This window comes from Sorangium sp. So ce406 (genome assembly GCF_051474675.1).
GTDB classification, from domain to species: Bacteria; Myxococcota_A; Polyangia; order Polyangiales; family Polyangiaceae; genus Sorangium; species Sorangium cellulosum_G.
Genome location: NZ_CP150340.1, coordinates 4678990 through 4690962 on the forward strand (window position 1 = coordinate 4678990; position 11973 = coordinate 4690962).

Genomic DNA, 11973 nt, shown 5'->3' on the forward strand with positions numbered 1-11973 from the left:
GGCGATCGACCGCGGCGCGACCCGAACCAGGTTGAGGTCGCGGCGCGACCCGAACCAGGTTGAGGTCGCGACAGACCGACCGGTCCCTCGCCAGGGCGCTCAGGCGGGCGCGGGGCGCGCGAACGCGCCGAGGAAGCGCGTCGCGAGGGCGGCGTCGCCGTCGATCGCGACGCCGCGCGGCTCGCGGCCCGCGAAGACGACGGCGCGGAGCGCGCGCGCGGTCGCGGTGATCGTCGCGTCGGGCGCCTCCGGCTCGCCGCGCACCACCGACAGGGCGCCGCAGGCGATCTCGACCGAGAACGGCTCGCCGTCGAGGACGACCGCGAGCCTCCCGCATGAGAGCGCGCCGGGGTCGAACGTGGTGCGGAGCGCGATCATCAGCGCGCTCGGGCTGAGCTCGCCGCTCGGCAGCGGGACCGCCCGGCTCCCCCAGCGGGCCAGCGACACGATCACCGGCTCGAGCTCGCGCCCCCGGGGCGTGAGCTCGTAGACCGTCGCCGCGACGGGCGGCGCGAGCGCGCGCCGCTGCACCACGCCGGCGTCCTCGAGCTCCCGCAGCCGCTGCGACAGCACGTTGGGGCTGGCGGAAGGAAGCCCGGCGCGCAGATCGGTGAAGCGCCGCGGGCCGAGGAGGAGCTCGCGCACGACGAGGAGCGCCCACCGCTCTCCCACGCGGTCGAGGGCGCGCGCGATCCCGCACGGATCCTGGTAGCTACGCATGAGGTCCACGATGCAGTTGGACTTCAGGACCGTCCAGTCCTGATTCAGGACTAACGTCTGACAACGAGGTCACGTGAGGAGGTTGGCGGGCTTCTGGACGACCGAGGCCGGGCGCCAGCAGAGGCCCGAGGTCGCCGAGGGCATGGCCCGGATGCCTAGATCTCGGAGTAGGCGCGGGAGATGACCCGCCGGGCCACCGACTGGACGCCGGTGTGCTCGTAGTAGCTGGTCATCACGTCGAGCGCCGCGGCCACCACGTCGAGCTTGTCGTCCGAGAGGGAGATGCGCTCGCGCACCTTGTCGAGGACGCCGGACTGCGTGATGCCCTTCTCCTGCACGAGCTGGGTGACCTTGCCGCCGGCCTGCTCGAGGTTCTTCTGGATGAGGACCTTGTGCTCCTGGGGTCCGCCGCCGGGAAGGTACCTGGCCACGGCGTTGTAGAGCTTGCTCTCGGTGAGCGCCGAGCCGGAGACGGCGGCGGTGATCTTCTCCATGAAGTTCGGCCCCAGCGGCAACACGCAGTCGATGGCCGCGAAGGCCGCCAGGCGCATGATGTCGCTCTTGCCGTAGCTGCCGATGGCCCTGGCGAAGTCGGCAACCCCGTCGCCGGGGATGCCGTTCACGAACACGAACGAGGCCAGCTCGCACGCGAATTTGATGCCCGCGTCGACCGCCTGCGCCGCCTCCGGCTGCGGGGTGACGGCCTTCAGGAAGCCGAGATCGAACTTCTGACCGATGAGGTTCACCGCCGAGGCGGCGGCGATGGTCTTGTCCAGGCTGTCCACCATCTGGAAGCACCAGACCGCCTTCTGGTAGCCATTCGACGGGTCGGTGTAGAGCTGGATGGCGCGCTGGCCGACCTGCTGGATGAGGTCCTGGTCGCTCTCGCCCGTCTCGTCGGCGATGAGCTCGTCGAAGTTCGTGATGTTCTTCCACTGGCCGGGGGCGATCCAGTCCAGGGCGTGGAGCACCGCGCCGGTGACGCTGGTGCCGGGCAGGTCGTTGACCAGCTTGAAGATGGGATCGTCGCTGTCGCTCATGGGCTCTCTCCGGTGGCTACTTGGTGGGGGGATTGAAGGAGCGCAGCCCGCCGAGATCGAACTTCTCGAGCAGGGCTTTGCGCGCGGCGTGATCCATGGCCTGCGACGAGACCTTGATCTGCCAGCGGTCGGCGACGAGCGCGGTCGTCTGGTTCTTGCCCACCGTGGTCAGCGGGTCGCTGCCCAGCTTCTCGGTGGCGTTGGCGAACTTCTTGCGAGCGTCCTCGTTCTGGATGAGGTCGCTGATCGAGAGCGTGGCCTCGGCGCCCTCCTTGGCGTACTTGGCCTGCACGAAGCCGTCCTTCTCCTGCTCGAACGTGCGCTTCAGTCCCTCGACGCCGTCGGCCGGGAAGAAGGCGTTCAGCTTGCCGCCCTCGACCGCCTTGGGCGCGTCACCCTTGGCCTTCTCCTCGACGCGCTGTTCGGCCGCCTCCTGCGCCCCCTCCCAGCGCTCGTTCTTGTCCTTGCAGCCGGTCGCTCCCGAGAGCAGCCCGGCGAGACAGAGCGCGCCGAGCCATCGCCATTCGAGCATCTTCGCTCCTCCTTCCTTCGCGCCTGCGAGCGCGCCGCGACCATAGCGCACCCGGCCCGCAGCGCCTGCGCTGAACGGCGTGCGCGGTGACGATGCCCGGGTGGGGTGCCCGGCCCGGGTTCACCCCGGGCAGACGGCCCTTGCGCCGTCGGCGCCGCGCTCCCGAGCGTCTGGTCGCGTGGAAGGAAGCCCGGCGCGCAGAACGGTGAAGCCCCGCGGGCCGAGGAGGAGCTCGCGCTCGACGAGGAGCGCCACCGCTCTCCCACGCGGTCGAGGGCGCGCGCGATCCCGCGCGGATCCCGGTAGCTACGCAGGAGGCCCACGATGGAGTTTGACTTCAGGACCGTATAGTCCTAATTCAGGACTAGCGCCTGACAACGAGGTCACGCGAGGAGGTTGCGATGAGAAAGCTGACGGTGTTCGAGAACGTCTCGCTGGACGGCTACTTCGTCGATGCGCGAGGCGACATGAGCTGGGCTCACGCGTCCTCCGCGGGTGATCCCGAGTGGGCGCGCTTCACCTCCGAGAACGCCAGGCGCGGCCGGAGCACGCTGCTCTTTGGTCGCAAGACCTACGAGCTCATGGCGGGCTTCTGGACGACCGAGGCCGCGCGCCAGCAGATGCCCGAGGTCGCCGAGGGCATGGCCCGGATGGAGAAGCTCGTCGTCTCGCGCACGCTCGAGCAGGTCGGCTGGACGAATACCTCCCTGCTCCGCGACGGCCTGGTGGAGCGGGTCGCCGCGATGAAGCAGGGCAGCGGCGAGCCGATCCTGGTGATGGGGAGCGGCACGATCGTGGCGCAGCTCGCGCGGGCCGGGCTCATCGACGGCTACACGTTCGTCATCGTGCCGATCCTGCTCGGCGCCGGTCGCACCCTCTTCGAGGGCCTCGACAACGCCATCGCGCTCCGCCGCGTCTCCGAGCGCACCTTCGAGAACGGCAATATCGTCGCGACGTACGAGCCGAGGTGACATGCGCGCCGAGTGATCACGCGCGCCACCGCATTCGCGACAGACTTGTTACGCCCAGGGTCGCTGCCCCTGCGTTAGACCTCTCGTGCCGGCGGACGGCGCGTGAGCCCGCGACGGCCGAAGTTGTCCGAGGCTCGGCGCCATCTCCGATGGAACACAACCGCACAGAGGCAAAGAATTCAAATGGACAAGATCACCGTCACGGGATTGCCCTGGGCCCCGCCGTTCGCCCAGGGGCTCGTTCGCGACTTGCGCGTGCGCTGGGCGCTCGAGGAGGCCGGGCTCCCTTATGAGGTCAGGCTGGTCGATGGCGGGGAGCGGAGCTCGCACGCGTACCGTCAGAAGCACCCCTTCGGGATGGTGCCGGCCTTCGAGGCGGACGGTCGGGGGCTGTTCGAATCGGGCGCCATCGTGCATCACATCGCCGCGGACTCCGAGGCGCTGATGCCCCCCGACCGGCACGGCCGCGCCAGCACGGTCGCCTGGATGTTCGCCGCGCTCGACACGGTCGCTCCGCCGATCCAGGACCTCTTCGCGATCGACCTGCAGCACGGCGAAGAACCGTGGGCGAAGCTGCGGCGTCCCGGGGCGGTGGATGCGGTGAAGGTCCGGCTGGCCGCGCTCTCCGCCTGGCTCGATGGGCGCGACCATCTCGTCGATCGCTTCACCGCGGCGGACGTCCTGATGACGACCGTGCTGAGGTTCCTCCGGCACACGGACCTGGTGACCGAATTCCCCGTGCTCGACGCCTACGTCAAGCGCTGTGAGGCGCGGCCGGCCTTCCAGAAGGCCTTGCGCGATCAGATGGCGGACCACGCTCGAAACGCTCCAGCCGCAGCCTGAGGCTGCGTGTTGCGACATCCACCTCACAGAGAGCTCGATCCGCTCGCCGGCTCACGTCGCCGGCAACTCGTCGCCCCCGAGCCGGTCAGTCGCCCAGCCACGCGCGCGCGAGCGCCAGCGTCCGGGCGTTCTCCGGCACGTTCTCCAGGAAGCACGCCCGCCACGCCCGGTTCGCGATCTTCCCGGCGCGCTCCAGCAGCCGGTCGCGCCCGAGCGCGATCGCCGCGCGCGCCCTCCGCCCGTCGCCCGCGGCCGCCAGCGCCTCGGCGTGCACCAGGTAGACGAGCGACTCGCCCGTCTCCAGGTGGCCCAGCGACGTCACCACCGCCGACGCCAGCTCCGCCGCGCGCCCCGCGTGCTCCAGCGCCTCGGCGGTGCGCCCCTGGGCGAGCAGCACGTTCGCGAGCGTCGCCAGCACGCACGGCGCCAGCGGCGGCATGTCCGCGAGCAGCTCGCACGCCCGCCGCGCCTCGGCCTCGGCCGCCGCGAGGTCCCCGGCGAGCCGGAACGCCTCGGCCAGGTAGATGTACGTCCCCCCCTCGAGCCGCCGCTGCCCCGCCGCCACGAAGTGCCGCCGCGCCTCGACCTCCAGCGCCCGCGCCTCCTCGAGCGCCCCGAGGTGCAGCAGCGCGCGCCCCAGGTTCTCCTTCGCGTGCGCCACCGTGTTCGCCAGCGCCAGCCGCTCCGCGTCCGCCAGCGCCGCCCGCAGCAGCGCCGCCGCCTCCGCGTACGCCCCGAGCTCGTTGCAGAGGTGCCCCGCGTTGCTCCGCGAGCTGCACGCCATGCGCGCGTCGCCCGCGTGCGTGAACCGCTGCGCCGCCGCCTCGCACCGCTCCCGGGCCGTACCGAGATCCCCCGCCAGGATCGCCCGGTGCACCCCGAGCCGCAGGATCGCCGCGCTCACCGCCGGATCGGTCCGGAACCGCCCCTCCACCGCGTCGATCCGCCGGCACAGCGCCGCCGCGTCCTCGCACTCGCCCCGCAGCACCAGGAGCCCGCTCGCCGCCTGCGCCATCACGATGAGCTCGGGCCCGCGCGCCGCCCACTCCGACCAGCGCTCGCACAGCGCCCTCGCCAGCCCCGTCGCCGTCTCCTCGTGCCCCAGCGGGCAGGCCGCCAGCGCCACCAGGTTCGCCGCGCGGTACCAGCGGATGCTCCCCTCCGGCAGCGCCGCCATCGCCGCGATCGCGTGCTGCTCGGCCGACGCGAAATCCCCGCGGTACCGGTGCGCCTCCGCCTGGATCGTCGCGATCTCCCCGAGCTCCTCGCCGGCCGCCCCGCACGCGATCGCGCGCTCGGCGCGCTCGATCGCCGCCGCGTAGTCGTTGCCCCCGAGCGCCTGCTCCGCCGCCCGCCGGTAGCAGTTGATCGCGCGCTCGCGCTCCCCGCCGATCTCGAAGTGCGTCGCCAGCACCATCGCGTCGGTCTCGCCCGCCCGCGCGAGCCACCCGCCCGCGAGCTGATGCCCGAGCGCCCGATCGTCCTCGGTCAGCATCTCGTACGCCGCGTCCCGCAGCAGCGCATGGCGGAAGATGTATTCGATCTCACCGTGGAATTTTGCATCCGGCCGGCGCGCGACGAGCTCGCGCTGCTCCAGGTCCGCGAGGCAGGCGTCGAGCTCGGCCTCGTCCACCGGGTCGCCGAGCAGCGCCTGCGCCGCGCCGCGCCAGAACACCTCGCCGAAGATGCTGCCGGCGCGGAGCAGCCGCCGCGCCTCGGGCACGAGCCCCGCGAGGCGCGCCTGCGTCATCGCGAGCACGGTCTCCGGCACGCCGTCGGGGCGGCCCTCCATCGCGGCGCGCACGAGCTCCTCGAGAAAGAACGCGTTGCCCGCGGAGCGCCCCACGATCTCCTCGACCAGGGGGGACGGCGTCGCCGGGCCGAGCGCCTCCAGCACGAGCCGCTCGCACGCCTTGCGCGACAGCTCCTTGAGCCGGAGCTCGGTGAGCGCCCGCTCCTCCCACAGGCTCGGGAACGCCTTGCGCACCTCGGGGCGCGCGAGCGCCAGCACCATGAGCGGCTGGCCCACGAGGAGCCGGAGCGCCGCGTCGACGTACTCGACCGTGGGCCGGTCGCCCCAGTGGAGGTCCTCGAGCACGAGCAGCAGCGGCCGGGCGGCGCACTCGGCGCGGGCGAACTCCACCCAGGCCCACTGCATCTGGTCGGCCATGCGCTTCGCGTCCTGGCGCGCGGCCTGGAGCAGCACGCTGTCCTCGTCGGGGAAGGGCGTGCTCACCAGCTCGCCGAGGAACTCGGTGACCGGCCGCCGCAGGTGCTCGGGTACGTGCGCCGCGACGCGCGCGGCGAGCTTCTGCCGCCGGGCCTCGAGCGGCTCTCCGTCGAGCAGCCGCGCGGCGCGCCGGACGATCTGGCCGAGCATGCCGAACGGCGCGCCGACGCGCATCGAGTCGCCGCGCGCCGTCCAGATCTCGACCGGCTCGCCGCGGCCGGCGAGGCGGCGCACGAGCTCGTGGCGCAGGCGCGACTTGCCGACCCCGGCGCCGGCCGTGACGAGCACCGCGCGCGCCTCGCACTCCGCGGCGCACTCCTCGAACGTCGCCTGGAGCAGCAGCAGCTCGCGCTCGCGGCCCACGCACGTCGTCGGCTTGCCGAGCAGCCGGCGCGCCTCGTCGGCGGCCTCGACCTCGCCGACGAGGACGAGCCCGTCGTGCGCCCGCGCGACCTCGAACCGGTCGCTCAGGAGGGCGGCGGTCATCGGATCGAGCAGGATCGGCGGCGCGCCGTCCGCCGCCTCGGCCGCGCGCCCCTCGACGAGCGCGCTGGCGCGGCCCTCGAGCAGCGCGCTGGCGCGGTCGATGACCTGCTCCATGGGCTGCGCCCGCTCGATCTCGTCCCACCCGGTCGAGAGGGCCACGCGCGCGCCGGGCAGGAGGCCGCGCAGCGTCAGGGCGCAGCGCGCGGCGCTCGTGGCGAGCTCGGTGGGCGAGCCGGCGCCCGAGAGCACCGCCGCGAGCGAGCCGTCGCCGAGCAGCTCGAGCTGCGCGCCGTGCCGCGTCACCACCTGCCGCAGCGCCTGCGCGGTCAGCCCGACGGTGTCGAGCGCGCGCCCGTCGGAGAGCGGGACGGTGCGGTCGCGCAGCAGGCCGGCGGCGAGGAGGCCGCGGCCGAGGTCGCCGACGTCCGCGGCGAGGATCACGCTGGCGAGGCGCCGCTCGCGGCCGGTGAGCGCGGCCGACGACGCCGGCGCGGCCGACGAGACCGGTCCGGAGAGCTTCGCCTCGAGCGCCCGCAGCGCGTCGACGACCGCGAGGGCGTCGCCGGGGCGCGCGGCGGGTTTCTTGGCGAGCAGCTTCGCCACGAAGGCGTCGAGCGCCGGCGGCAGCCCGGGGCAGAGCGCGCTCGGCGGCGGCGCCTCGTCGAACACCACCTTGGCGAGCGTGGCCACGAGCTGCGCGGCGGCGAACGGGGGCCGGCCGGCGAGGCACGTGAACAGGACGCATCCGAGCGAGTAGAGGTCCGCGCGGGGATCGATCTCCTGCTCGCCGGTGACCTGCTCGGGCGGCATGAACGACGGGGTGCCCAGCGTCTGCCCGGTGCGCGTCAGCGCGTACGTCGCGTCGTGGAGGTGGACCAGGCCGAAGTCGACGATCTTTACCTGGTCGAGGTCGCCCTGCGGCAAGAAGAGGTTCTGCGGCTTGATGTCGCGGTGGATGACCCCGCGCGCGTGCGCGACAGCGAGCCCCTCGGCGACCCGGGCCGCGAGCCGGAGCGCGGCGGTCGGCTCCAGCCGGCCGCGGAGGAGCCGCGCGGCGAGGTCCTCTCCGTCGAGCCACTCCATGACGAGGTACGGCTCGCCGTCCGGCATCACGCCGTCGTCGACGTACCGGACGATATGGGGGTGATCCAGCGCGGCGAGCGCGCGCGCCTCGCGGGCAAACCGGTTGCGCGCCTCCTCGCTCGGATCCCTCAGGAGCTTGACGGCCACCGGCGCGCCGGTCGCGACGTTCCGCGCGAGATAGACGGTGCCGAGCGAGCCTGCCCCCGCCCGCCGCTCCACCTCGTAGTGCGGTCCGATCCGCTGCCCCGGTGTCATCGGCGCAACAGTATCGCATGAGCGTACAGGTGGGCGCGTAACGGGCCCGGCGCGTCACGGGCCCGGCGCGTCGCCGGCCCGGCGCGCGGATCGACCGAACCAGCGGCCGGGCTGCCGCGTCCATGGGCAGAAATCCGCGGCGTACAGGGGGCGCTGGGTTGTCCTACATGTAGGTAACTTGGATCCAGTTCTGAAGCCGAGGTACGCTGCAAGATTCGCCGCGAAAAAGTTGTTCGTTCGGTTCGCGATGACGTACCCAGTCGAGCGCGTCCCCGGCCTCGATGGAATCGGGCGGGCGCCGAGCTCCCATTGCGTCAACGGCGCTGAGTGAACGCCGGCAGACGGGCATCCGATCGGGCTCGGCCGTCGGACAAGCCACGTCTTTCGAACCATTCAAGGAGGTTTCTGGTGTCAAAGGTAGTCGTCGTCACCTCGGGCAAAGGCGGAGTCGGCAAGACCACCACGACCGCAAACCTCGCGTCCGGCATCGCGGCGCTCGGCTACAAGACGATCGCCATCGATTTCGATGTGGGGCTGCGCAACCTCGATCTCGTGATGGGGTGCGAGCGCCGGGTGGTCTACGATCTCGTCAACGCGATCCGCGGCGAGGCGACGCTTCGTCAGGCGGTGATCAAGGACAAGCGGATCGAGACCCTCTATGTGCTCCCCGCGTCGCAGACGCGGGACAAGGACGCGCTCACGCTGGACGGCGTGGGGCGCATCCTCGACGAGCTGCGCGCGGCGGGGTTCCAGTACATCTTCTGCGACTCGCCGGCGGGCATCGAGTGGGGCGCCCAGATGGCGATGTACTTCGCTGACGAGGCGATCGTGGTGACGAACCCCGAGGTCTCCTCGGTGCGCGACTCGGACCGCGTGCTCGGCCTGCTCGACGCGAAGACGCGGCGGGCGGAGCTCGGGGAGGAGGCGGTGAAGACGCACCTCCTGCTGACGCGGTACGCGCCGTCGCGCGTGGCGAAGGGCGAGATGCTGGCGCACCAGGACGTGCTCGAGCTGCTCGGCATCCCGCTGCTCGGGGTGATCCCGGAGTCGACGGCGGTGCTCCAGGCGTCGAACGCCGGGACGCCGGTGGTGCTCGATCCGACGAGCGACGCGGCGCAGGCCTACCTCGACGTGGTCCAGCGCTTCCTCGGCGAGGAGCGCCCGCACCGCTTCCTGGAGCCTGCCAAGAAGGGGTTCTTCAGCCGGATCTTCGGCGGCCAGGCGGCTACCGCCTAGGGGGTTCTGCCATGTCGATCATGGATTATTTCCGGAGGTCGCAGCCGAAGTCGGCGACCGTGGCGAAGGAGCGACTGCAGATCATCGTGGCGCGCGAGCGCGTGCGCCCGACCGGCGAGCCGGACTACCTGCCGCGGCTCAAGCAGGAGCTGCTCCAGGTGATCTCGAAGTACGAGCGGATCGACCTGGATCAGGTGAGCGTCAACGTCGAGCGCAGCGGCGACTGCGACGTGCTCGAGCTGAACGTGGTGCTGTCCGAGTCGGAGCGGGCTGCCGTGCGCGCCGCGGCGGCGACGCGGGCGCCGACCGGGGCGCGGGTCTAGACGCTCGTCGACCAGGCGCCCTCTGGCGGCGCGGGGTGCCGAGCACCCCGTCACCGCGGGCCACATCGCGCCCGTTGAAGGGAGCGGCCACCCGCTCCGGATACGCCGAGGGCGGACGCGGCGGTTCACCCTTGACATCATCGAAGCCCCTGCTTTCCCTTCTCTGGCGAGCGTAGCTGCGCCGTGTGGCGCACGTGCGCGCGCGACGGCTGACGCTTCTCGTCTCATTGCCCGCAGCGAACGCCATGACCACAACCGCTCCAGAGGCCGGCTCGCAGCGATTCATCGAGGATCTCGAGATCAGCGGCTATGGCTGCGTCTCGAACGCTGCGTTTCGCCTGTCGCCCCTCCACGCCTTCGTCGGGCCGAACGACAGCGGCAAGAGCACGATCCTCCGCGCCGTACAGACGCTGCTCATCGCAGGGGCGGCCAGGGGCGGCGAGGGGATGCAGCTCCTGGCCGGAGGGGATGCTCGCTGGCCCGCGCCGGACGCAGGAGAAGCACGGATCCGGGCCCGCCTCCGCGGACACTCGACGTGGTACGAGCTGGCGCGGCAGGGCGGTCGCAATATCGAACGACTGGAGCGTAGCTCCGACACGAATGGACAAGAAGCGATCGAGTGGCCGCTCCAGTACGGCAACCAGCCCGGATTGCCTCCCTCGGTCGCCACGCACGCGGTCGTGAGGGTTGTCCACGACTCTGTGCAGTCGAAGACGCCGTTCGGACCTATCCCCGTCAAATCCGGGAACCTCGCGCTGGTCGGTCCGACGGAGGTCGGCGGGCTCGTCAGTCGCGGTATAGTGTCCGTGGCAGCCGACATCAATCGAGAAGCCCACGAGCTCGCCGCGTGGATCGCCCCAGCAAGCCTGCTCCGTCTCGACCCGGACGCGCTCCGCCGCCCGTGCTCGTTGATCCCGCGGAACGTACGGATCGGGTTCCGCGACGAGCGTGGCTACGGCTTGCCCGGGGTGCTGGAGGCGATCCGCGACCGCGACGAGGCGGGCTACCTCGCGCTGCGCGACCGCTTCTTGCGCATGTTTCCACGCGTGCGAAGCCTGCATATCCCCTCGATCAGTGAGACCGAAAAGAGCATCGAGGTGACGCTGCACAGCGGAAAGCCGGTCCCGGCCGCGCTGATGAGCGAAGGAATGCTCTACTTTCTGGCCTTCCTCGCGTCATCGCACGCCGACCGCGCGCCCGTCCTCCTCGTCGAGGAGCCGGAGAACGGCCTTCACCCCTCGCGGATCGGCGAGGTCATGAGCGTGCTCCGCGAGATATCGACGACCACGCAGGTCCTCATCGCGACGCACAGCCCCCTCGTGGTCAACGAGCTCTCGGGGAGCGAGGTCACCGTCGTCGTGCGCGATGAGGAGCAGGGATCGAAGGGCACGTTGCTCCAGGACACGCCCGGCTTCGAGAAGCGCTCCAAGGTCTACGCCCTCGGTGAGCTGTGGGTGAGCTACGCGAATGGCACCGACGAGGCCCCGTTGCTCCACGGCCAGGTGCGCATGTGAGTGGCCCGCTGCGCGTCTTCCTGGCAGGAGAAGGGCGAAACGAGCTCGGCTCGCGAGCCGGGCACCCGTCGTACCAGTCGAACGTGGAGGTCGGGATCCTCGAGGCGCTGCTCGCTCGGATTCGCCGCGACGGCTGGACCGTCGTGGGTGCACTTCAATGGAAGCACCTCTGCAAGCTGCGGGCGCGCGGCCCTTCGCCCACCGAAGCGGAGCAGGTAGAGCGGCTCATCCTTCACGCCGAGGAAGCCGAGGCGGACATCGTCGCCTTCAGCCGGGACGGCGACGATGAAGGCGCGGCGCGGCAAGAGGCCGTCCTCGTGGGGGTTCAACGTGCCCGCGCGGGGCTGTCCAGGCCGCTCGCGGTGGTCGGAGAGGTTGCGCTCCCATCGCTCGAGGGATGGATCCTCGCGCTCCTCGGCCAGCGTGGGACGGAGGACATGACCCCTTCGCGCGCGCGTCGGGAAATAGAAAAAACGGGGCTCGCCCTCAAGAGCACGGCCTCCATGGTGCGTGTCGTCGAGCAGTGCCCGGATCTGAGCGAGGTGCCCGACGACGCGAAGGGGCTCATCCGCTGGAGAGATAGCGCCCAGGCAGCGCTCGCACCCTCGCCGGGATTGCCCGGAGGGGCATGACCCGGGATCGTTCCTGGACTCGACGATAGCGGCGTGCCTGACTGCTGTATTCGGCGGGGCGCCCTCGGCCGTGGCGATCTCCCGCGCCCGATCGACGCAGAGAATGTG

10 protein-coding genes and 1 pseudogene are annotated in these 11973 nt (G+C 71.6%); 6 read left to right on the forward strand and 5 right to left on the reverse strand.

The window, feature by feature from the left end:
- Positions 1-99: 99 nt before the first annotated feature.
- The 4 genes and pseudogenes from WME96_RS17065 to WME96_RS17080 all read right to left on the reverse strand — a co-directional run.
- Entirely contained in the window at positions 100-720 is a 621-nt protein-coding gene (locus WME96_RS17065; RefSeq protein ID WP_437291178.1) for a winged helix-turn-helix transcriptional regulator, read from the reverse strand.
- A gap of 155 nt (positions 721-875) precedes the next feature.
- Positions 876-1760 carry a hypothetical protein gene (locus tag WME96_RS17070; RefSeq protein ID WP_437291179.1) on the reverse strand — a complete coding sequence of 295 codons (885 nt, stop codon included), beginning with the start codon at positions 1758-1760 and terminating at the stop codon, positions 876-878.
- A 16-nt stretch (positions 1761-1776) separates the two neighbouring features.
- On the reverse strand, positions 1777-2292 hold the full coding sequence (locus WME96_RS17075; RefSeq protein ID WP_437291180.1) for a hypothetical protein: 516 nt from the start codon (positions 2290-2292) through the stop codon (positions 1777-1779).
- 168 nt (positions 2293-2460) lie between these two features.
- Positions 2461-2579 (reverse strand): annotated as a pseudogene (locus tag WME96_RS17080) (winged helix-turn-helix transcriptional regulator); the annotation flags it as partial.
- A 114-nt stretch (positions 2580-2693) separates the two neighbouring features.
- Here WME96_RS17080 and WME96_RS17085 point away from each other — a divergent pair.
- Together WME96_RS17085 and WME96_RS17090 are read left to right on the forward strand one after the other, a co-directional pair.
- Entirely contained in the window at positions 2694-3263 is a 570-nt protein-coding gene (locus tag WME96_RS17085) for a dihydrofolate reductase family protein (protein ID WP_437291181.1), read from the forward strand.
- 183 nt (positions 3264-3446) lie between these two features.
- Positions 3447-4106 (forward strand): glutathione S-transferase family protein, encoded by a 660-nt coding sequence (locus WME96_RS17090; RefSeq protein WP_437291182.1) that lies wholly within the window; start codon positions 3447-3449, stop codon positions 4104-4106.
- Between the two features lie 85 nt (positions 4107-4191).
- On the opposite strand, the gene WME96_RS17095 is transcribed toward WME96_RS17090, so the two are convergent.
- Positions 4192-8160 carry a protein kinase domain-containing protein gene (locus WME96_RS17095; RefSeq protein ID WP_437291183.1) on the reverse strand — a complete coding sequence of 1323 codons (3969 nt, stop codon included), beginning with the start codon at positions 8158-8160 and terminating at the stop codon, positions 4192-4194.
- 408 nt (positions 8161-8568) lie between these two features.
- Here WME96_RS17095 and minD point away from each other — a divergent pair, with 408 nt between their 5' ends.
- The 4 genes from minD (at position 8569) to WME96_RS17115 (ending at position 11865) form a co-directional block, all read left to right on the forward strand.
- Positions 8569-9396: a septum site-determining protein MinD gene (gene minD / locus WME96_RS17100; RefSeq protein WP_061614362.1), complete on the forward strand. Its 828-nt coding sequence runs from the start codon at positions 8569-8571 to the stop codon at positions 9394-9396.
- An 11-nt stretch (positions 9397-9407) separates the two neighbouring features.
- Positions 9408-9719: a cell division topological specificity factor MinE gene (gene minE, locus WME96_RS17105; protein WP_061614363.1), complete on the forward strand. Its 312-nt coding sequence runs from the start codon at positions 9408-9410 to the stop codon at positions 9717-9719.
- Positions 9720-9964: 245 nt separating this feature from the next.
- A complete protein-coding gene (locus WME96_RS17110; protein ID WP_437291184.1) occupies positions 9965-11233 on the forward strand; it encodes an AAA family ATPase in 1269 nt (422 codons plus the stop codon).
- Positions 11230-11865, forward strand: coding sequence for a hypothetical protein (locus WME96_RS17115; RefSeq protein ID WP_437291185.1), 636 nt, complete (start codon positions 11230-11232; stop codon positions 11863-11865). The genes WME96_RS17110 and WME96_RS17115 overlap by 4 nt, the downstream gene beginning before the upstream one ends.
- The last annotated feature ends 108 nt before the right edge of the window (positions 11866-11973 follow it).